19 protein-coding genes are annotated in these 21364 nt (G+C 45.1%); 3 read left to right on the forward strand and 16 right to left on the reverse strand.

Annotation, left to right across the window (positions count from 1 at the left end; genetic code table 11):
- Positions 1-322: 322 nt before the first annotated feature.
- The 11 genes from H7T88_RS18325 to H7T88_RS18375 all read right to left on the reverse strand — a co-directional run bounded on the left by H7T88_RS18325 (position 323) and on the right by H7T88_RS18375 (position 14533).
- Positions 323-1291, reverse strand: coding sequence for a sugar phosphate isomerase/epimerase family protein (locus H7T88_RS18325; protein WP_221789713.1), 969 nt, complete (start codon positions 1289-1291; stop codon positions 323-325).
- 120 nt (positions 1292-1411) lie between these two features.
- Positions 1412-3106, reverse strand: coding sequence for a DUF8769 domain-containing protein (locus H7T88_RS18330; RefSeq protein ID WP_221789715.1), 1695 nt, complete (start codon positions 3104-3106; stop codon positions 1412-1414).
- Positions 3107-3126: 20 nt separating this feature from the next.
- Positions 3127-3999 carry a carbohydrate ABC transporter permease gene (locus tag H7T88_RS18335; protein WP_221789717.1) on the reverse strand — a complete coding sequence of 291 codons (873 nt, stop codon included), beginning with the start codon at positions 3997-3999 and terminating at the stop codon, positions 3127-3129.
- 60 nt (positions 4000-4059) lie between these two features.
- Positions 4060-4962 carry an ABC transporter permease gene (locus H7T88_RS18340; protein ID WP_090920550.1) on the reverse strand — a complete coding sequence of 301 codons (903 nt, stop codon included), beginning with the start codon at positions 4960-4962 and terminating at the stop codon, positions 4060-4062.
- A 116-nt stretch (positions 4963-5078) separates the two neighbouring features.
- Entirely contained in the window at positions 5079-6683 is a 1605-nt protein-coding gene (locus H7T88_RS18345) for an extracellular solute-binding protein (RefSeq protein WP_221789719.1), read from the reverse strand.
- A gap of 392 nt (positions 6684-7075) precedes the next feature.
- The gene (locus tag H7T88_RS18350; protein WP_154886162.1) at positions 7076-7447 is read right to left on the reverse strand and encodes a protein kinase family protein; all 372 of its coding nucleotides are present in this window, start codon (positions 7445-7447) and stop codon (positions 7076-7078) included.
- A gap of 167 nt (positions 7448-7614) precedes the next feature.
- Positions 7615-9858 carry a helix-turn-helix domain-containing protein gene (locus H7T88_RS18355; protein WP_221789721.1) on the reverse strand — a complete coding sequence of 748 codons (2244 nt, stop codon included), beginning with the start codon at positions 9856-9858 and terminating at the stop codon, positions 7615-7617.
- A gap of 46 nt (positions 9859-9904) precedes the next feature.
- Positions 9905-11128 carry an MFS transporter gene (locus H7T88_RS18360; RefSeq protein ID WP_260511001.1) on the reverse strand — a complete coding sequence of 408 codons (1224 nt, stop codon included), beginning with the start codon at positions 11126-11128 and terminating at the stop codon, positions 9905-9907.
- A 61-nt stretch (positions 11129-11189) separates the two neighbouring features.
- Positions 11190-12206: an ROK family protein gene (locus H7T88_RS18365; protein WP_221789722.1), complete on the reverse strand. Its 1017-nt coding sequence runs from the start codon at positions 12204-12206 to the stop codon at positions 11190-11192.
- A gap of 57 nt (positions 12207-12263) precedes the next feature.
- Positions 12264-13517 (reverse strand): ROK family transcriptional regulator, encoded by a 1254-nt coding sequence (locus H7T88_RS18370; RefSeq protein ID WP_221789723.1) that lies wholly within the window; start codon positions 13515-13517, stop codon positions 12264-12266.
- A gap of 176 nt (positions 13518-13693) precedes the next feature.
- The gene (locus H7T88_RS18375; protein WP_090920568.1) at positions 13694-14533 is read right to left on the reverse strand and encodes a YitT family protein; all 840 of its coding nucleotides are present in this window, start codon (positions 14531-14533) and stop codon (positions 13694-13696) included.
- 387 nt (positions 14534-14920) lie between these two features.
- On the opposite strand from H7T88_RS18375, the gene desA reads away from it, so the two are divergent.
- The 3 genes from desA (at position 14921) to H7T88_RS18390 (ending at position 17816) form a co-directional block, all read left to right on the forward strand.
- Positions 14921-15979: a Delta(5) desaturase DesA gene (desA, locus tag H7T88_RS18380; RefSeq protein WP_221789724.1), complete on the forward strand. Its 1059-nt coding sequence runs from the start codon at positions 14921-14923 to the stop codon at positions 15977-15979.
- A gap of 92 nt (positions 15980-16071) precedes the next feature.
- Positions 16072-17220 carry a sensor histidine kinase gene (locus H7T88_RS18385; protein WP_154887338.1) on the forward strand — a complete coding sequence of 383 codons (1149 nt, stop codon included), beginning with the start codon at positions 16072-16074 and terminating at the stop codon, positions 17218-17220.
- Complete coding sequence (locus tag H7T88_RS18390; protein WP_154984201.1) at positions 17217-17816, forward strand: response regulator transcription factor; 600 nt, start codon at positions 17217-17219, stop codon at positions 17814-17816. Before H7T88_RS18385 ends, H7T88_RS18390 begins: the two co-directional genes overlap by 4 nt.
- Positions 17817-17990: 174 nt before the next feature.
- On the opposite strand, the gene H7T88_RS18395 is transcribed toward H7T88_RS18390, so the two are convergent.
- The 5 genes from H7T88_RS18395 to H7T88_RS18415 all read right to left on the reverse strand — a co-directional run bounded on the left by H7T88_RS18395 (position 17991) and on the right by H7T88_RS18415 (position 21282).
- Complete coding sequence (locus tag H7T88_RS18395) at positions 17991-18875, reverse strand: hypothetical protein (protein ID WP_221789725.1); 885 nt, start codon at positions 18873-18875, stop codon at positions 17991-17993.
- Positions 18876-18939: 64 nt separating this feature from the next.
- Positions 18940-19683 (reverse strand): polysaccharide deacetylase family protein, encoded by a 744-nt coding sequence (locus H7T88_RS18400; RefSeq protein ID WP_090920578.1) that lies wholly within the window; start codon positions 19681-19683, stop codon positions 18940-18942.
- A gap of 447 nt (positions 19684-20130) precedes the next feature.
- Positions 20131-20634 (reverse strand): ferritin, encoded by a 504-nt coding sequence (locus H7T88_RS18405; RefSeq protein WP_090920581.1) that lies wholly within the window; start codon positions 20632-20634, stop codon positions 20131-20133.
- A gap of 166 nt (positions 20635-20800) precedes the next feature.
- Complete coding sequence (locus H7T88_RS18410) at positions 20801-20920, reverse strand: hypothetical protein (RefSeq protein WP_017688846.1); 120 nt, start codon at positions 20918-20920, stop codon at positions 20801-20803.
- Positions 20921-21024: 104 nt separating this feature from the next.
- Entirely contained in the window at positions 21025-21282 is a 258-nt protein-coding gene (locus H7T88_RS18415) for a YolD-like family protein (RefSeq protein WP_090920584.1), read from the reverse strand.
- Positions 21283-21364 lie beyond the last annotated feature (82 nt).

Below are 21364 nucleotides of genomic sequence, written 5' to 3' on the forward strand. Positions count from 1 at the left end.
CGAGTGTCCAATTGGATTAGGGGGCTTTAAAGTGCTGATCGTTAGAACTTTAAGGGTCAGGATTAGAACTCATTTTTGCTATTCTTATCTGATACGTTAACGTGTTCCGATCACCGCTCCGTTCAATCGCTCTCTCCATTCCGTTCCTCCCCTTGACTTGCTTGACGCACTCAGCTTCAATGCATTAAACAAAAAACACGAGAGAGTGTATGCTCTCCTCGTGTTTTCTGTGCTTTCTCTGTTTTCTGCAATTTCTGTGTTTGCTCTATTTACTCACGCTTGTTGTACTTTGCACTTCCTCAATTCCGCTAGTGCATCCAACTTATTTCGCCAGCTGCTTATCCTCCCGACGTTCAGCAATACGAGCGGTAATGAGTTTATGACTTTCGTCAATCTCCTCGGGCGTGCAGGCCGCTTTCAGTTCATACACTTTTACAGGAGATCGATCGATGATATCTAGAAATGAATCAAAATAGCTCATGTCCTGACTATGAATATACGGACACCAGTGGTCGGACAATCCTACCGTTTCATGGATGTGAACACCTACGACATGATCGATCAGCACATTCGCTTCACGCACATTGTCATACAATCCCATGCGATCCATCATCATCCCGTGGCCGATATCATACCATAATCCAAGCGGTGCACCCTTCATCTGACCAATGATCGTTCCTGCTTCCTGCAACGTAGGCATCTGATAACAGCGTGAACGGGTTTCAATTCCGAAATTCACACCATATCCACGTTGCTCTGACAGATTACATACCTCTTCTAGACTTTCCTGTATGCGTCTCAAGTAGTGCTCACTACTAGCCTGTCTCTTCTCCAGCATCTCATGCCACAACGCTTGATAAGCCGGAGAATCCTTGCCTTGCTTGTGATAGATCTTTTTCAGAGCTTCATCAATGTTATACTCAAACGGCACTTCCCCCGGGTGCACAACAACAGCCTTCGCACCATAGCGGTGAGCGTATTCCGCAGAACGAAGCAACAGTTCAATCGCCCTTTTACGCCGCGGCTCATCGTCGAATCCAAGCAGCACCGAATCCGTTCCATAATCCGGATCGGCTACATGCGGAAACGTGTTATGCACACTCGATACACCCACTTGCCCACGTTCAATCATCGGTTCAATTGTATTTAATAGCTCATCCGTCACATTATAATTCAACTCCACCTGTTTGAAACCAAGCGACAGAATCTCTTCGATCATCCCTTCGCCCGTCGTATGGCGCTTGATATTCCAGCATGTCGAGAATGAGTATTCTTTTTTGTCTGTATACATTTTTACTCTGCCCTGCCTCCTTCCGCACATTAGCCCTATCCCAGTCCTTCTAATAGCCTTCTATAGAAGTCCACTCTTAGTCTCCTGCCTAACCTTATGATACCGTCTTGCCTCATCGATCTATTCGCTGATCTCGAGTTCAAACTTCATACGGTTCTCCGTCACGCCCGGAACATAACGATAGATTATTTCAGCATAGTCGGTATACATTAATACTGCCGGCACTGGTGCTTCTGCTTTTACAGAACAGGTTAGCCCCGGAAGCGTCCAGCGTGTCGGTTGTAAATGCTGTGGATGCAGGTGAGGTCCTTTGATTTCAAAATAAACCTCGATCTCTTCCGCCGTATCCAGCTGCACTTCAATATGCAATGTTTCCGGCGTGACCTCCGCTTCAAAAGTGATGCCCCGCAGATGGCTGTTCCAGTCTCCACCTGTTTCGCGCCGAACAAGACGCAAGTAATACCGCTCTCCTGTCTCGGTCTGCCAATGAATCGTTGCCGGATGCATCTGGCCGTTGGTATTCCGACTGCCAGACATCGCTCCCATCATTCGTGTCTCACCAATCCAGGCCGAAGCGGTACATAAATTTCGATTCGCTTTTGGATCGCTCCGTTCGCAAAGCTCCATGAACTGTTTTTGCACGAGTCGGTCTCCTTGATGGGCTTTGAAATACGGTACAGCCTCTTCAGGGACATCAACACCCAACAACGCTATCATCGGATCATGCCCCGATTCGCAGTTCATGCCTGTCAAATACTCGTAGCCTTCTCCCAGCAATAGATAGAGAAAGACACCGATCGAGCTATGCTCCCGCATCTCCATATCATATGCCCGTGCAAATGGCCCGGAGAGATTCTCCAGATTGGCATTGTAATACAGCGCGATATTGTTCCATAATCCATGCTCAATCGAGTGAGCAATTTCAGTCATGCGCTCAGTTACAGCATACTTTCGGAACATGCCAAGTACGGCGAGATCCACCCCGTAATAGGTCGTGGTATTGAACTCGGCAAACGTGCCTCCGAACTGCTCAAACTCCTGTAACAGACTTTCGGCCTGTGCATCCGCATGCTGAATCCAATCCGTTCGCTGGAACCGATGTCCATAATAATGGGTAATAAAAATATGCATCAGTTCAATGTTGGTGTTCATCGGAATCACATCTGACCGTCTGCGATCAACAGAGCCCTGAACGGCACGTTCCATCGCTTCATCCATCCGCTGAATAAGCGTATCCGGCAGAAGTGCCGCAAACTCGGCTGTTGCTATAGCACACGCACATGCGATAAATTCCCGCCAGTTTGGATCATAACTGATCCAGACCGGGGGTAAAACAGCGTTCACGGACGTATAGAACAGTTCTTTCAATTGTTTGGCGTCTGCGCCTTCTTTCATCAAATCATTCTCTTGCTGCAGATTATGAATAAACTGCGCAGACACCTTCTCAAAGGTGCGTTCCAGGAAATAGGCTGTGCCTGGCGCAAATGATTTCCATGCATAATGACCCGCAGGCGGGTGCTCTTCATTTGTCTGGGTAGCAAAGGTGCCGTGATAGATTTCTTCTGGCGCATCATATTGATAATCGAGCACTTTGTGAAACACACGAACAGCCCGCTCGACATCGCCGGGCTCCTGACGAATCAGCAAGCCCAGCGCATAATGTGCACTGCCTCGTGTACCATGCTCTGATGCATCGTCTTCAAAGCTGCGAAGCAACGCGAATTCATCGTCATAAAAACGATCCATCATAATCATGGACTGGTGTACTAGATGTTGCTGTTCCTTGGACATCTTCTTAACCATCGGTTGTGTCATGCCTATGACCTCCTGGGACGTTAACCTTTTACAGCACCTACCATTACACCGCTGATGAAAAATCGTTGCAACCATGGATAGACGAGCAGGATTGGCAACGTCGAAAATATTACGCTAGCTGCTTTCAAGCTTTCCGGTAACACATGAACTGCACCAATACCTTCATTTTGCATCAGTTCGGTGATTTGGTTTTGCTGAATCATCTGATATAACTTCAATTGTAACGGATACAACTCCGGTTTGGTAATATACATTAACGCATCCTGGAATCCATTCCAGCGTCCTACAGCGTAAAACAGGCTGAGCGTTGCCATTACCGGAAGAGATAGTGGCAGTATAATGCGCATTAACGTTCCAACCTGGGTACTGCCATCAATATCAGCAGCTTCCTCCAGACTTTCCGGAATGCCGCGAAAAAAGGTGATCAGAATAATCATATAAAACGGACTGATCAGGCCAGGAAGAATTAATCCCCAAGTGCTGTCAAGCAAATGCAAATTTTTGATCAAAATATACTCCGGGATTATTCCCCCGCTAAAAAACATCGTCACAACAATGACCAGCATGAACCATTTGCGGCCTCTCAGACTGCTTTTGGCAAGGGGATATGCTGCCATAATCGTCATAAGCATACTAAGCACCGTACTCAGAACCGTCAGCCAGATCGTGTAGATCAGGGAACGAATCATGGAGCCATCACCGAACACCTTGCCATAGGCTTCCCAGGACAGCTCTTTGGGGAAAAAGGAAACCTCTCCCGAACCGATCGCCCGGTTCGAGCTAAGCGAGATCGCAATGATATGGATAAATGGTGCAAGGCACAGTACCATCGCAATGACAATCAGAATTACATTTACTGTGTTGAATATTCGATTCGCCGTGTTTTCCGACATCTCACTCACTCCTTACAGATCATAGATGGATACCGTGTTGCCGCAGAAGCATTCATTCCGTTACATAATGCTCTCATCTGTCAATTTTTTAGATGCGTAGTTTGCACCGAGGATGAAAATCAGTCCAACGACAGCCTGGAACAGTCCCACTGCGGTCGCCAGAGTTACCTGGCCGGATTGCAGACCCAGACGGTACACAAACGTACTAAGCACATCCGAATATTCGCGTACTGCCACATTTCCGATGATGAACGGCCTGTCAAAACTGATAGAAATCATGTTACCAACGTTAATGATTAGCAAGGTAACAATCGTCGTTTTGATGCCTGGCAGGGAGATATGCCAAATTCTGCGCAAACGGCTGGCTCCGTCTACCTCGGCTGCTTCATAGAGTTCACGGTTAATGCCTGTAAGGGATGCCAGATACAAAATTGTTCCCCAGCCTGCGCTCTGCCACACGCCCACGGCGAGATACGTAAAGATCCAATAGTTTTTATCCGATAGAAATGGAAGCGGATCAAGCCCCATGCTCATTAACATGTTGTTAATGAATCCAGATTGTGTGCCAAACACCTGCAATACGATACCACCTATGATGACCCAGGAAATAAAGTGTGGAATGTAAAGCAGCGTCTGTGCCATCTTTTTGAACCAGGCGACTCGTAATTCAAAGAGCAGGATAGCGAGAATTAGCGGTGCCGGAAAAGATACTAGCAAGTCTAGCAAGTTAAGCACAATCGTATTGCGCAAGGCAGTATAGAACCCCTGATTCTGAAACACTTCCTTAAACCCATCGAATCCAATCCACTCACTGCCACCGATTCCTTGGAAAAAGTTAAAATCCTTGAATGCGATCTGTACCCCATACATTGGACCGTATTTGAAAATGATGAAGTATAACATGGGCAACACAAGTAATGCGTACATTTGCCAGTTTCTGCGGAAATAAGTGCCTGTCTTCATAATGTTCCCCCCAAGTCGTGAAGGATGTCTCATGGAAGGCGATCCTTACATCGCCCCCATGAAAAGTCCTGTTCAATACGGCCAGACCTGTCTAACCTGCGCTATATGATGAATAATTACTTCATCGCTTTGTAAGCCTCCGTACGCTCATCAAGAACAGCTTGGCCTCCACTTGCCATATAATCACTCATCATACTGTTGTACACAGCTTCAAAATCAGCCGGTTTGGAGATGGTTGTTTTCACAATAAACTCAGAGAATTTGTCTTTTAAGCCGTTACCATAACGAGATTCCGCTTCAATAGGTTTGGAGAAACGCACGGGTTGAATCGTATCCGTATTGGAGATGGCTACCGATTTACGCATGTCATCCCGATATTTGGGATCTACCTGAACGACATAAGCCTCTTCGTTTTTCTTTTCATCTCCGACATATTTTCCGTTTACAATGATGGCAATATCACCAGAGTTGTAGATCCGACCAGCAATTTCAGGAGAAGCATCTTCTTTAATCTGCGGTACTCCATCCACCAGTTCATAGTTCTCGTCTTTCACGCCGTATTGCAGATCAAACAAATTGTTGCCAGAAGCCATCCAATCCAGATATTTCATAGCCGCTTCTGCATTCTGACTTGTTTTAGGAATCATGACATACATCGCATTGGGTGCATATGCCGGCTTGGCAAATTTGCCTTCCGAATTTTTGAATGCATCAATCGGTGTCATCACCGCATCTGGTTTATTCGTTTGCAGATTTTTATACGTACCTGAGATGTAAATTTCTCCGGCATCTTCACTGTAGAAACCTACTTTCCCGTTGGATACATCTTCCCATAGTTTTTTCTTGTCTTTATCCAGCCCGAAGTCTGCGCTCATTAGTCCCTCGTTATACAACGTGTTCATATATTTCAGTGCATCTTTGAAACCAGGGAGCAACGTTGGATAATCATTAGAACCTAGCTGTTGAGTCAGTGTATACCTCTGTTCTTCCGTAAGAGGTTGAATGAAAGACCAGATCAATGGCTCATATTGCGCCGAAGCGATTGACATCCCCATGGGAATGAGTGCCGAGCCCACCTTGCCCGGATCTTTCTCCTTGATTGCTTTCAGGGCTGTGTGCAGTTCTTCAGCCGTTTGAGGCGTTGGCAGTCCAAGTGCATCCAGCCAGTCCTGGCGAACATATGAAGCGTACTTTCCTAACACCAGACGTTTACCCGGAACTGCGAATTGTTGTCCATCATACTGACCGTATGCCAGCGTGTCATCACCCAAAAATGTTTTCAGATTGCTTCCCTCTTTGTTCAGCAGATCAGTCAACTCTGTCAAACCGCCTTGTGAGGCATAACGATTAAATGTACCGGAATCATAAGTGAATACAACATCGGGCACTTCAGAACCACTTGCCATGAGCACGTTAAGCTTCTGCACTTCTTCTGAGCGGGGAACCGGAACAAATTGAACATCAATGTTGTTAGGGTCACCAAATTCCTTTTGAATGAAGCGTGTCAGATAACTATCGGAGATGGTGTAACCAGCCGGTGTATTTCCCCGGTCAAAAATTTCTACTTTCAACATGGTTCTGTTCCCCGCACCCGCTTCCCCGGATGATGAAGATGATGGTTCACTACCTGACGAACACGCGGATAATAATAGAGTGAATGCTGTTACCGCTGCGAGAATCGAACTTGCCTTTCCTGCCTTGCGTCTTTGAAATAATTTCATTTGACCTTTCCCCTTTCGCACTCATTCTGTAATGATTCACATGATCGCCACTCCGTTATGGTTGCCCAACTTGTTGCACCTGTGAATGTCATTAATTATTACATTGTTTTCTGAAAATCGACAATAAACTATTTTCAAAACAGGATAAAGCTACTATAACGTCAAGTAACCTATCTTTATAAACAATTTTCCTGACAATAAACTATTTTCACACTAATTATGTTATATAAACTAACACAAATATAAGTTATTCTCACTCTTTTTCAGGTGGTAATCCCCTCTAATTCGACAATAAACGACAAACACTAATCCATTTTCCTGATCTGCGCGCAAATAAAAAAGACCGCCTTATCAGCGGTCATTTCTAAACAATCTATGATGATGCTACTCGACTAGTTTCTTGGAGCAAGATTAAAACGCACTTCTCCAAAAATCGTATCTACTGCGCTTCCTCCGAATTCATCCAGCACATACTCTTTACTCTTGTCGAGATGTTCCAGAATTAATACGTTCAGCTTCTGATCATCATGAATCCCGCCCAGCTTGAACTGTACAGGCAAGCTCAGATGCTCAGCTGTCTCAGTCATGATCTGAACAAGCTCTGACTCATGTCTGTTCCTACTGGTCATGTAGCTTCCCGCTGGAATGTCCAAAGAATATTGCAAACCGTCTACGCTAAAACCGAAGGTACTGTTATCCGTTGTAATGTTAACCTCGCTACCCAGTTCCACGGAGCCCCAAACTTGCTGTCCATACTGATGCATTTTGTCCCCCTCCTTTTGATATATGTATATATAGTTTAGAACATATTGTTTATTTTCTAACTGTGTTCTTACGTCATTTTTCGAGTAGCCTCAAAAAAACTCCCCTACGACGCAACAAAAAATGTACGTTGCTCAAGTAGAGGAGTTTTCAAAAATAATGCTTCGCTTCATTGTTCTTCTTGTTTGCCATATTGCTTGCGATAATCCCCAGGGGTCACGCCAATCACACGTTTGAAAACTCTTCCAAACGAGATCGCATTAGCATACCCCACTTGCTGGGCGATATCCTGAATAGCTGTATCCGTTGATGTTAGCATTCGGCATGCCTTTTCTACTCTCAATTTCACAAGAAAATCAACAAACTTCATACCGAACTCTTCTTTGAACAAATAACTCGCATATTTACCCGAGATTTGAAAACGTTCACTCAGATGTTTCAGCGACAGATCCGGATCATCGAAATGCTCCTCAATGTATACGCGCAGCTCGTTTATCATCGCACGGTGACTTTTCGTTTCATTAACGGCAACATAATTGCGATAGACCTCTTTGAGCCAATCCAGCAAAATCCCCCGAATGCCTTCGAGCGTATCGTCCTCCTGAATTTGCGAGCGAAGCCGCGCCAAAAGCAGCTCATCAAATTGGTGTTGCAAACGTTCAGATAACTCCCCGAACTCACGCGCTAACATCTGAATCAACGATTGCAAGAGCATACGAATATCTTTATCGTTCATTTGGTCTTCATTGAACGCAATAAACATCTGGTCAAGCTGTGCTCGCCAGCCATCCCCCGTAAGCCTGAACTCCCGAACGATATCTGCGAGCATTTGCAAATATTTATACGAATGCAGTTCCATGTGGCCTGGCAATTGTTCACTGAGTACAATCGCATTCTGACCAAGGGTGAGCCGGTGCTGCAGAGCTGTGTCTGCACTGCTATAGGATCGAGTGATTTCTTCCCAGCCATTAACCGTCTGCCCGATTCCGAACGTAAACCGAATCCGGAAATGCTCAGCAATCCACATATGCAACTGTTTAGCCAAATCCATCAGAAGTTCACGACTCAGTCTTTCTTTTTCATTGCAGGCTACCACAACGATTAAACGCCGATTGCCAAACCATTCTGCCCACGCACCAAAATTGCTCTCTTTCTGCACCAGTTCCTTGAACACATTCATCAGTGCCATTTTCAGCGTATTGGAAGGAGCGGGCAGGTCTGCCCCATTCATCTCCGCTACCAATACAGCGGCGCACTGCGGTTCAAGAAACCTTTCCTCAAGCGGTTGCAAGTGACGAAGACGCTGACGGAAAGAATCTATACGTTCACCCTCCATCAAATCCACAAGCAACTGCCTGCGATGAATCAGCAGATTCTCATGATGCTGTTTCTCGTAATCTACGGTTTGAGCAATGAGATGTTCCAGCGCCCGGTCGATCAGTGCAAGCTCGTTTTTGACAGAAGGTGCGGCATTCTCTTCATGCACACGGGGCTGTAACGCCTGAATGCGATTCATCATCAGCTGCATGGGTTTTACGTTTCTACGTGTAATATAGATCAGACCTGCGACCGCACCAGCAATGGTGAGAATACCAATTCCAATCCACACATAGGACACCAGCGATACCCATGAATATAACTGACCTGTCTGAATGCCACTCTCAAAGGTAAGTCCAAGCTTCTCAGCCTTGACCTGATTAAGGACATTCCCCTCTGCCGAGTCAATCTGATGAGCCGAATATACGAGATCCCCATAGTTATTCTTCACCTGTAGAAAAGAAAGATTCGCATCCGTCATATTGTCAATTTGCCTCTCCAAGGCATACATCCGTATGGTAATAACAAGCAGACCTTCACCACCCCAAGGCAGTGGTAGCCATTTATTCATGCTGATGACCTGTGAAGGGACATCAAATGAACGTTCTTTATAGGATCTGGGCTGATTCCAACCCAGATTCAATTTATTTTTCAACGCCTGTTCGATATACGATTTATCCTCAAATTCCTCAAAACTTACCATTCCTCTAGGTGTAATAATGCTCGAATCCGACATTCGGTAGAGGTAAATCGACTGCACCATGCCCTGTTGATCCACCATACGGTTCAGATCACTGGCTGCATCATAAATAAACTGACTGGACAATTGTCCTTTTTCGGCTTCCAAAAAACGACTGTACATTGTGTTCGTTACAATTTCATCCAGCAGTCTCATCTCGATATCGCCTAACGAACGCTCCAATGTGCTGACAATGTAATGTGTGGAGATCATATCCGCTTTTTTGGTTTCTTTTCGTGACAATTCGTTAACAACCAGGAAGGAGAGAAAGATCAGAATGGAAATCGTGAGCAGAAATAGGGGGAAATATGAATAAATCAACCTGGTGTGCCATGTCCGCTTCAGATTTACCTTCATAGGCCTCAGTTCCTTCCGTTTCTACTTTAAGTTTCTAACTCCATTTCTACTCTAACGGGTATGCCCTTCTCTGCTCTTTGGCCTGTCTGCTGACGATATACAGAATAATTGCCCCCATTGCCGCACTGATGGTACAAGCCAGATACATCATTGACGGACCGCCAGTATCCAACAAATAGCCGTTAAGCATATTTCCCACAATGCCTCCGAGTCCTGCAAACACCATGTTAAACAAGCTTTGACCTGTCGCCTGCATCTCACGTCCAGTAACAGACGCCACATATTCCACTGCCGCGATATAGAAAAATCCAAATGACAATCCGTGCAACACCTGAACACCAATCATCACTTCGGGACTTGGCCATAACCATTGAATTCCCCAGCGTAACATGTAGGCTCCCGCTGCCAGCAACATGGTTCGTTCATGTCCCCACCTGCGCAACACATAAGCGGCTACCAGCATAGAGGGTACATTGGTGATGGAAGCGATCAAAAGAGCTGTACCCGTCAAGGCAACCGAGCCACCAGCCATCTGAAATGAAATAACAAAAAAGGAGTTAAATGCTGTAAGGGTCTGATTCACCAGAAAACAACCTGTGAGAAAGAGAAGGAACGTGCGATTTCGAAGTAATCTTGCCAAACCTACGGAGAAAGTTACCGAGGACGAGGATATGCTCGTCTGCTTGGGGAGTGTGCCCGCCAGTATTGCGCTCAAGATGTTGAAAAACAGAAAGGGCAACCATAACATATGAATGGAAAACTGGGAGAGATACATCCCTGCAGCGAATCCGCCAACCCCTGTCCCCAGGCTTCCGAACAGCCGAATCATACCGTAAGAGGTATTCGCCGCTCTTGCTGCCGTTACCGCGTAGGAGTCAGCTACAGGTATCTGTGTCACTTGAAATATAGTGCACAAAGTATAAATCAAAATTAATATAATGTACACCTGAATATTATAAAAATACGCTAACGCTGCTGGAACAAGCAGACTGACCACCAATACAAGGCGTGTTTTTTTGAATTTATCTACCAAAATCCCCCAGATTGGCTGGAGAATGATGGATATTAATGTTCCGAATGCCATGATGAATCCGGTATCCTTACTCGAAAAACCCTGAGCAACCAATATCGGATTGATGTAAGGGTTAAATATGCCTCCAGCAAGTCCCATAAACAGATATAAACCCTGCAATTTAATTAATACAGCTTTTGCTTCATTGAATTCGGCTTTTGTTTTTTTTGTAGTAGCCGTCATATGTCTATCGCTCATCCGGATCTCCATCCTTTGATTTCTGTAGTCTCTGTGTATGGTTTACTCCTATGACTAGCCGCTACATACGTTCAAGGTGACGTCTAATGGAAGCTAGCGCCCCGATTGCCCCTGCTTTATTGCCAAGCTCGGCAATAACCACTTGGACCGGGAGCACAACATAACGTTTGAGTCTGGCCTGAACTTCATTCAGATAATAGGCTGGATTGGATGCAGCTACTCCGCCGCCGAGTACGATAATCGACGGGTTCAGCAGCGCCGTAATATTCGCGAGTCCTCTTGCCATATAACGCATAGGCAGTTCCAGAATTTCAAGTGCAGCTACATCGCCTGACTCCGCCGCCTTGAACACATGTCTTGCTTCAATCTGTTCCACTTCGCCTCCGGCCAGACTCCAGATCAGGGATAGTTCACTTCCCTTACCCGAATTAAAATAATGCCTTGCCCGCTCCGTAATGCCGGTCCCCGACGTCACTTGTTCAAATACACCGAAGGCATCACCATCTGCTACATATTCGGAACTCAGTCCCTCATCACCTGTGATAAAATGTCCTATCTCACCGGCCGCACCGTGCTGCCCACTGTGCAATTCTCCATTGAGCACGAGCGCAGCGCCAATGCCTGTACCTACGGTTACCATTACACTATGACGATGTCCTTTGGCTGCCCCCTGATCCACTTCTCCCATGGCCGCCATGTTCACATCGTTATCCAGAACGATCTTTCCGCTGTAGTACTTGGCGATAATCGGGCGAATATCTTCTTCGGGCCATTGAAATGCAGGAGCGTTCCGAAGCACAGCTTCATCTTGCAAAATAACACCTGGAAAACCTAGCCCCACACCCGCAAGCCGATCCCAATGACATCCAATGTCTGCACAGAATGTTTTTAATTCCGCGAATAACCACTGGAAAAATAGTTCCGGTTGCTCCGCGGATTGTGTTGGCAATCTGCGCTCATGCACTTCTCCACCGCTTTTCTGATTGGATAACAACATCAGTATTTTGGTTCCTCCGATGTCAATACCGGCGACCCATGAGCCTTTCGCTTCGAACCCTTCAAGCTGTGCTTCTGTCATTACACTTCCTCCTTGGCAGATCTGTTCTTTATTATTGGTAGTACAACGGTTCAAAACTTATTTTCTTCGATTTCTACTCTTCAGTCGTCCCTTGCTAAGCTTCATCAATGTATGTTGCAAAGCTACTTGCACAGCCCCTGTAACGACCGCTCGCTCTCCAAGATCCGAACATATCAGCTGTGGTTGCACCGGAAATTGTTCGGCAACAGCTTTCCTTAGCAGAGGTAACAATACATCACCATTCCCGCCAATGCCGCCTCCAAGCACGATTAATTCAGGGGCAAGCAACGTGCTAATCTGACGCAACGCCGAAGCGATCATCTGACTGTACTCCTTCATCATGCTTATAGCCCATCCCTCTCCGCTACGAGTCGCCGCAAAGATATCCTCAGGTTGCATGTCTGAACTTAAAAGGCCTTTTAAGTAATGTCGCTTCGCCAGTCTTATCAGCCCATCAGCCGACAACACATCTTCCAGACGGCGGCCATCCTGCATCCGCATCTCAGCTACTTCACCAGTTAGTCCCCCCAAGCCATGTAATAAATGACCCTGAACCATAATCCCTGCACCCGTTCCCGCCCCAATGGAGAAAAATATGAACAAAGGCGAATTCATCGCAGCTCCCTTTCTATATTCCCCGAGCGCAGCGAGATTCACATCATTGTCCAGCATAATATCACATGGAAAAGCACGAGCTAAGGCATCACGGGAGAAGTCCTGCTCCATGCCTGCAAGCGGGTCAACAATCCGGCTAATCTTGCCTGAGACAGGCAAGACAACACCTGGAATTCCAAACCCAATGCAGCGAAGATCACTCCACTGAAGGCGATTCTTCTGAAGCAGCTGATCCACATAGCTGTGTAACAAGCGAAGTACCGGCACCTCAGAGGCAACAGATGTCTCATACCCCCCCTCGACTTCGGCCTCTCCAGAGGACTGCACGTTTACTGAGTTGAACTGCACGTACTGACCTGGATCAATTGGCGGATAGGTATCATATGCAATGATTTGCCCATTCAGGTCAGACAGGGCAATTCGAATTCGTGTAGCCCCGATATCAATACCACAGACATAATAAGCTGTTTCATTAAATTGAATTAAAGTGGCCTTGCGCCCTTGGGCATTGTCTGCCCGACCTGTCTCCTTCACCAGATTACGCTCAATCAGGTGCTCTACCGCTGATGATACTGTCGGTTTACTAAGTCCTGTTTGACGGCTGATATCCGCTCTCGACATGGAGCCTTGTGTAATCAAGGCATCCATAATCAAGTTTTCATTCAGATTACGGATATATTGCGGTGTGCCAGCCATTTTATCACCTTCGTTTCATAGTTAGTTAAGTTTCTTAACGAATTAAATTCAATATATCATCCTCGTTGAAGTGTGTACAGCACATTTTCCGTAAATCCACAACGCAAAAAGGACCAAATGGGAATGGTTTCCCCACTTCGTCCTTATCCACGCTTGAACCTGTACAATATCATATACTATGACTTCGAAAGCTCGATAAAACCTTCCCCGAATACGTCGCGCACGTCATGAATGGTGATAAACGCAATCTCATCCTCTGCACGTACAATTTTCTTCAGCATTGGAACTTCTTGCTTGCTGATCACAATATACAAAATCTCTTTCGGATTCTTCGTATAATAACCGTGGCCGGACAGAACCGTAACCCCACGATCCATCTTCTCAATGACCTGCTTCGCGATCTGATCCTGCTTCGATGAGATAATCATAACTGCTTTTTTCGGATTCAATCCTTCAATAATAAATTCCATCGTTTTCGTTCCCACAAATAGCAATACAATCGTACACATCAAACCCTGTGGCCCAATGATAAAGTAAGAAGAGAATGCCACGATCAGATCAAAGAAAAGCAATCCGTAGCTGATATTCCAATCCAGGTATTTGTTCGCAAGCCGTGCCAGAATGACAGTGCCTGCCGTTGTTCCTCCTACTTTGACAATTAAACCGATCCCGAGACCTGCAAATACACCTGCAAAAATGGTATTAACCCACAGCTCATCTGATGCAATGCTCCAGCTTTCTGTCAGGTGCAGGAACAGCGAGTTAAAGATAACCGCAATAATCGTATATACTGTCGTGGTTCGATCCAAAAACTTATAACCTACGAGTAATAATATACCGTTGAGAATCAAGTTCATCAGTCCGGGAGACCAGTGAAAGAGATAGTACAAAATGATCGTGATCCCTGTTACGCCCCCCTCTGCAAGATCATTGGGGATGACAAACAAGTTTACCGCCAGCGCAAACAGAAACGCACCAGCCATAATAAATAAAATATCCGTGATTCTTCTTTTCATTCGGCGCTCCATCCAATCCATCCAAAAATAATATCATCTAATACATCTAAAATAACTCTCTACCTAATAATCTGTCATATACACTCCAGGATAGATTCTACCATGCTCTTCGCAAAATTTGTATACATAATACAAATTGTTGCGTCATTTGTGCAAAGGAAATGTGAAAACGCCATCTTTTCACGCTCTGTATCATGTAAAACGGAAACTGACCATGACAAATGTCATGGTCGATACTTGATATTTGTCATTACAGCAGGCTGACGTTTGTGACTTACCGTCATGCTCGCATTCTTTTACAATGATAAAAACGCTTCCCAAAAGAGCATTATCGGGAATCGGCAGGGTACAGACCGCTATGGTTTGTACGCATAAGGAGGAACATGTATGAATAGAAGCAAAGAAATGGCGCTAAAAAAAGAAGTTACACCTTTTGAAAAAAACGATCTCAAACTTAGCATTCGTCAATTAATCAATACATTAGTCCCGCTCTTTCTATTATGGGCAGCTGCATATTACAGCTTATCGATCTCGTACTGGCTTACGTTCCCTATTGCACTAGTGGCATCGGGATTCGTGCTTCGAACGTTTATTATTTTTCATGACTGCTGTCACGGCTCATTCTTCAAAAGCAAACGGGCTAACGATATTCTCGGCACCATCACGGGCGTATTAACCTTGACTCCCTACCAGCAATGGAAAGCAGAGCACTCGATCCACCATGCAACAAGCGGCAATCTGGATAAACGCGGTGTAGGTGACATCTGGGTTATGACCGTCGATGAATATAAGTCTGCAACACCTTGGATGCGTCTCTTCTATCGTGTGTATCGTAACCCGGTGATCATGTTTGGCATTGGACCGATCTATGTGTTTCTGTTTGCCTATCGTTTTAACCGCAAAGCGGCAAGACGCAAGGAAAGAATTAATACCCATTTAACAACAATTCTAATCATTGCTCTATATAGCTTTATGTGCTGGCTGATTGGATGGCAAGCTTTTGTCATGGTGCAAGCACCCGTATTTTTCTTCTCCGGTTTCTTTGGCATCTGGCTGTTCTACGTACAGCACCAGTTTGAAGAGACATATTTCGAACACGAAGACGAATGGAGTTATGTCAAAGCTGCGGTAGAAGGAAGCTCCTATTACAAGCTGCCGAAGTTGCTACAATGGATCAGCGGAAATATTGGATTCCACCATGTGCATCACTTGAGCCCACGTGTGCCGAACTACTATCTGGAAGAAGCACATAACTCAACACCGCCTTTGCAGAAGGCCACAACGATTACACTACGTTCCAGTCTGGTTGCACTCCGCTTCCGTCTGTGGGATGAAGAACACAAACAATTCATCAGTTTCAGAGAGCTGAAACAAGCATCACGCAAAAAGTATATTCCGAATCCTATTCGGGTAACTAATCAAGCGGGTCTGACAGAGAAGCCTTAGGCTCTGTCAGATTCGTTTTCTTGTATTCGGACAGCAGTCATGCTACAGTCAGGCTAAAGTCCAGTAACACCTTTTTCAAGGAGGAGAATGATATTCAGAAATGGTCGCAACTATTTTATAAAAATACAGGGTTGAATCCATATGTATGGCTTGTTTTTTTCATTCTGCCCTTCTACTACATCTCTCAATATTCGCAATTGTGGACACTGGTGACCGGCATTATCATTATTCTTGTATTTTTCGTGTGTTATCTACTGGCCTTCATTACCAAGGGCTGGCAGGTCTACATGTGGATCGGACTACTGATTGCCATATCCGTTACGATGACGATTGCATATGATTATGCCTATTTCTCATTATTTCTCGCTTTTTTTATTGGCAATATTAAAAATAAAGCTGGATTTTTCACCCTTTACTCGGTAAATCTCGGTGCAAGCTTCCTTACGGTCAATTATGGTTTTATCAATCAAAACTCAATGCTGCTCAGCCAGTTTCCATTTGTCTTTATCAGCCTGATGGCCTCTATTCTCCTACCGATTAGCACGTACAATAAAAACAAGCGAGAGCAACTAGAAGGCCAGCTTGAAAGTGCGAACAAACGGCTGGACGATCTGGTGAAAATGGAAGAGCGTCAACGGATTGCACGAGACTTACACGATACACTGGGGCAAAAGCTCTCGCTGATCGGTCTCAAAACCGATCTGGCCAAGCGCTTGCTTCGCAAAAATCCGGATCAAGCCATCATTGAACTGAATGAACTTAGACAGACAGCAAGCACAGCTTTGAAGGAAGTTCGCGAGATGGTTACAACGATGCGCGGAACGCAACTTGTGGATGAGATGTTCCGGGCGGAGCAGATTCTGAAAGCCGCTTCCATTGAATTTATTTTACAAGGCAACCCCAAGCTACAGGACACCTCTCAATTAAATGAAAATGTACTCGGAATGTGTTTAAAGGAAGCGGTGACCAATGTAGTCAAACACAGTCAGGCTACGAGGTGTATTATTGGAATTGAAGAAACCCCTTCCCACAATGTCTTAACCGTAGACGATAATGGGATAGGCATGGAGCGCACGCGCAAGCAAGATCGACGCGGAACGGGCATTCTCGGCATGAAAGAACGACTGGAATTTGTGAACGGCTGCATGGACATTCGGTCAGGTACAGGAATCGAAGGTACATCGCTGATCATCCATGTGCCCAAGCTGGTACGCAAACCGATAAAGGAGGCAGAAGAATGATCAGAATCGTCATTGCTGAAGATCAGCGCATGATGCTAGGCGCATTATCTTCGCTACTTAATCTGGAGGAAGACATGGAGGTTGTTGGACAAGCTAGCAATGGCCAGGAAGCTCTTGCGCTCGTACAACAACATGCGCCTGATATCTGTTTAATGGATATCGAAATGCCTGTTAAGAGTGGGTTAGAAGCTGCCGAGGAACTCAAAGGCATGAACTGCAAAGTCATTATTCTTACCACGTTTGCCAGAACCGGATATTTCGAACGTGCGCTTAAAGGCGGTGTTCGCGGTTATTTGCTTAAGGACAGCCCTATAGAAGAGCTCGCCGAAGCGATTCGTCAAGTGATGAATGGCAGACGCATCTTCGCTCCTGATCTGGTCGATGAAGCTTATGTAGAGGAAAATCCATTAACCGAACGTGAACACGCTGTGCTTGGCCTCATGGCTGACGGAAAAAACACGAAGGAAATTGCCGGACACTTGTTCATTACAACGGGCACTGTTCGGAATTACATCTCGATTATTCTTAACAAATTGAATGCAAGTAACCGCATTGAAGCGATCACCCGTTCCAAAGAAAAAGGGTGGTTTAAGTGAAGGAGCCGGTAATGGACGCAAACGATAAACGGTCCCCATTACCTTGCATCAGAAACGCAATAACCAAAAAGGCTCGGCTCAAGAAGGTTCCTCTTGTGCCAAGCTTTTTTTGGTTATTTGCCTTTGGTTTGACTGTTCGCGATCATCATTAAGATACGTCCATGCAATAAGCCATCATTTTACCGACACAACCATGCCAAGCGCATCCAGTGGAACTTGGTCTGTTTTCAACTGATGAATTCGTTTGCCGTCTTGCCATGAAATTGCAACACGCACGCTTTTTCCGCCACTAGCATATTGCACGTCCACAAATCCTTTGTCTTTGGGGGCAGGAAGCGTATGTGACTCCAGATACTCAACCATTTTCTTCGCAATCCCTGGGTTGTTCATCTGATCCTCAGACACAGATCGAATCTGTAATGTCCACCGGCCCTCTTGCCATGTCAGATACTGACTCCCTGCGGCACCTTCGACCATACCTTTGATACCGTGTCCCAGATCCACACTCATATCCTTCGGTATGTTTTGCACATCCGTTTCAGGGAATAAGTCCGTTTGATCGGGATTCTCATAGGTTTTCACTTCATAACTGGCTAACCAAGGCGTTTTACTGTTTGACTTCGTAAATGAGGGATCATTTAAAGTCGTTGGTTTGTCTCCTGTATAGAAGTTTACATGTGAAGCATCTATCGTATTTGTTGTAATGGCTGCGCCCAAATACTGACCCTTAGCTAATGGGAAGGTTGTCGGAAGTGACACATCCTGATTCTTCAACTCATTACGAACAGCCTTTACCACTTCGTCAACATCGGATAACTCTGAATGAGTTGTACTTTCATTCGTGCTCGAATTGGCTGTGCTGTCTTTGCCCGTTGAAGCAGAAGAATCATCGGAAGAAGCGGAGTTCCCGCTGCCAGACTGCGTTTGCTCACTACCGGTTGTTGTAGATGGTTGCCCACTTGTTGATGGCTGATTGGAGTCTGGCCCTCCGCATCCAGCCAGCGCGAGCACAACGGCTGTCGTCACCGGAATGGTCATCCATATCGATTGTTTTTTCATGATGTATACCTCCTAATGATTGCACCGGCCCAGTTTCTAGTTTTTCGTTTCAAGTAACCTGTTCTCAGCGCTTGTCATTCCAGAAATTCACCGGTTGCACATTTTTGGTTAAAATTTCGAATTGATATCCTTCCGCCTTCAATGTTTTCAATACTTGAGGCAGTACTTTCAACGTAGCCTCCTGATCATGCATAAGTACTACAGGCGTGGTACCATTTTTGTGGACGTTGTGAACTTGCTGCATGACGTTGTTGTAAACTTTCTGATGATCCTTTTTGTATTTCCAGTCGAGTGAGTCAACATTCCAATCCCACAGATGAAATCCTCCCTGCGCTAGAAGCACGTTACGATAAGCAGGTTTCAAATAAGGTTTACTGCCATAGGGCGTGCGTACAAGACTCGTTTTAACACCTGCAACCTTATTCAAGCTTTCATTGGCTTGTTGCATTTCTTTCAATCCGCTGTAAGCATTTTTATAAAATTTGCTTGGCACATGGGTTACACCATGCAATCCAAGTCCATGTCCTTCTTTGACAATACGCTTCGTTGCTTTCTGATATTGCTCCATATGAGGCCCGAGCATGAAAAAGGTAGCTTTAACTTTATATTGATCCAAAATATCGAGAAGTTGATCGGTATGTGCTGTAGGGCCATCATCAAAAGTCAGATATAAAATTTTCGTACTGGCCTTAGAGTTTGATTTATCGGCGGATGACGCTGTGGCCGATGCAGACTGTGGCAACAATAACAACGGAAACAGAAGTAAAATAGCAAGTGTAGCAACGAATGATTTACGAAGTTGTAGCATAATAATAGTCTCCCTTGTGTGTGTTTTTACCCGGGTGTGTGTATCCTCTTAACTCGTATCCCTTGGCGATTAATTTTAATAGTATCAGAGACACCTTTCACTCTTCTCGCTTCAAAGGCTACGGATGAGTTACACTTTTGTCAGATAAACTTAAAAATTAAAACGATTTTGATAGATTTGATCTCCAACCTAGCATCTGTATCCATAGATCAATGTTGACATATTATTTATTACCCTATTTTTATATTCTGATAGACTTATAATGAATTTAGGAGGATTGAACACAGCAAAAAAGCTTGCACGAATGCAAGCTTTCTTCCGTATACACCACAACCTGAGTGGAGCACTGACCATTTTATAAAATGACTTGGTACTCCTTCTAGGGATACAGTAATAGGCTATACGGTATGTAATGTTACGAATATACGCTTTGACGTTTAGCTCTGCTTACTCCGCAGGAGCCGTAAATGAACGTTTGCTGAACTCTGCATCCAGCATGTAGAAGGCGTTGCTGTCATTCTCAATGCGGCGCAGCTTCTGAATGATGTTATCAAACAAAGCTTCCTCTTCAACCTGTTCATCGATGAACCATTTCAAGAAATACATGGTTGCGTGTTCACGCTCATTCAGCGCGATATCCGCCAGCGCATAAAATTTCTTCGTGTTTTGCTGCTCGTGTGCATAACCGTGTTCAAACACATCCAGCATGGAGTTGTATTCGTTTTTCGGTTCAGGCATCGCAGCCAGTGTAGCACGATGTCCGCGGTCATTCAGAAATTTATAAATTTTCATGCCATGGAAACGTTCTTCTTCCGCTTGTACAAGGAAAAAATTAGCGAATCCATCCAGGCTTTTGCTGGAACAATACGCAGCCATCGCCATGTATACATGAGCAGAGTAAAACTCGAAGTTCATCTGCTCGTTTAAAGACGCAGTCAGTTCTTGACTCATGAAAAAACACCTCTTTCTGTGGGAATGTTTTCATTTTAACACAACACGAAAGTAGCTTGCATCCGATTTTCTACATTATTCGTCAAAGGACGAATTCACGGAACATAATAATAAAAAAGCTCTGCCGTGACGGCAGAGCTTTCTTTTATCATTTTTATAAAAATGATTATACCAAGAACGCTTTGGAGATGATTACCAACAGGATGAACAGAACGAGAATCGCGCCTACAGAAGTGAAACCACCATAGCCGTAACCTCTTGTTTCTCCACCTAAAACTTCGCTCATTGATTGTACCTCCTCTGCAACAGGTATGGGTTATCTTATGCAGAGAACAAAACTTTGACAGGGCGAATGCCCCATTGTTAAAATTCGTTTGAATTCATTTTGAATCAGTACCGTGGCGACTGTACCTGCATGATATCCATAAAAGGCACCTTCGCCGTGAATTCTTCTTCCGTATGCTCAACATGTACAAGGCGTGTACGCGAATCCATTTTTACAATAATGCCCTGCACCTGCTCCTCCTTACCCCAGACGGTCAATAACACTTCTGAGCGCTCATGAAAAGCCTCCACAAGTTGATTCCCTAATTCCTCCAGTTCGAACTCATCCCGAGTGGGTCTTTTTGCGACTTTTGCTTTGGCCAAAACAGCTACCTCCTCTACTACGACGTCCCGATTCCACGGTTGCTTGCCGAGTGCATATTCAATTAGTATACCATTCATTTAC

Source organism: Paenibacillus cucumis (ex Kampfer et al. 2016), assembly GCF_019748695.1.
Taxonomy (GTDB): domain Bacteria; phylum Bacillota; class Bacilli; order Paenibacillales; family Paenibacillaceae; genus Paenibacillus; species Paenibacillus polysaccharolyticus.

Coding starts and splice junctions, on each gene's coding strand:
- H7T88_RS18325 (WP_221789713.1), bottom strand. CDS start 1,291: ATGTATACAGACAAAAAAGAATACTCATTCTCGACATGCTGGAATATC.
- H7T88_RS18330 (WP_221789715.1), bottom strand. CDS start 3,106: ATGACACAACCGATGGTTAAGAAGATGTCCAAGGAACAGCAACATCTA.
- H7T88_RS18335 (WP_221789717.1), bottom strand. CDS start 3,999: ATGTCGGAAAACACGGCGAATCGAATATTCAACACAGTAAATGTAATT.
- H7T88_RS18340 (WP_090920550.1), bottom strand. CDS start 4,962: ATGAAGACAGGCACTTATTTCCGCAGAAACTGGCAAATGTACGCATTA.
- H7T88_RS18345 (WP_221789719.1), bottom strand. CDS start 6,683: ATGAAATTATTTCAAAGACGCAAGGCAGGAAAGGCAAGTTCGATTCTC.
- H7T88_RS18350 (WP_154886162.1), bottom strand. CDS start 7,447: ATGCATCAGTATGGACAGCAAGTTTGGGGCTCCGTGGAACTGGGTAGC.
- H7T88_RS18355 (WP_221789721.1), bottom strand. CDS start 9,858: ATGAAGGTAAATCTGAAGCGGACATGGCACACCAGGTTGATTTATTCA.
- H7T88_RS18360 (WP_260511001.1), bottom strand. CDS start 11,128: ATGAGCGATAGACATATGACGGCTACTACAAAAAAAACAAAAGCCGAA.
- H7T88_RS18365 (WP_221789722.1), bottom strand. CDS start 12,206: ATGACAGAAGCACAGCTTGAAGGGTTCGAAGCGAAAGGCTCATGGGTC.
- H7T88_RS18370 (WP_221789723.1), bottom strand. CDS start 13,517: ATGGCTGGCACACCGCAATATATCCGTAATCTGAATGAAAACTTGATT.
- H7T88_RS18375 (WP_090920568.1), bottom strand. CDS start 14,533: ATGAAAAGAAGAATCACGGATATTTTATTTATTATGGCTGGTGCGTTT.
- desA (WP_221789724.1), top strand. CDS start 14,921: ATGAATAGAAGCAAAGAAATGGCGCTAAAAAAAGAAGTTACACCTTTT.
- H7T88_RS18390 (WP_154984201.1), top strand. CDS start 17,217: ATGATCAGAATCGTCATTGCTGAAGATCAGCGCATGATGCTAGGCGCA.
- H7T88_RS18395 (WP_221789725.1), bottom strand. CDS start 18,875: ATGAAAAAACAATCGATATGGATGACCATTCCGGTGACGACAGCCGTT.
- H7T88_RS18400 (WP_090920578.1), bottom strand. CDS start 19,683: ATGCTACAACTTCGTAAATCATTCGTTGCTACACTTGCTATTTTACTT.
- H7T88_RS18405 (WP_090920581.1), bottom strand. CDS start 20,634: ATGAGTCAAGAACTGACTGCGTCTTTAAACGAGCAGATGAACTTCGAG.
- H7T88_RS18410 (WP_017688846.1), bottom strand. CDS start 20,920: ATGAGCGAAGTTTTAGGTGGAGAAACAAGAGGTTACGGCTATGGTGGT.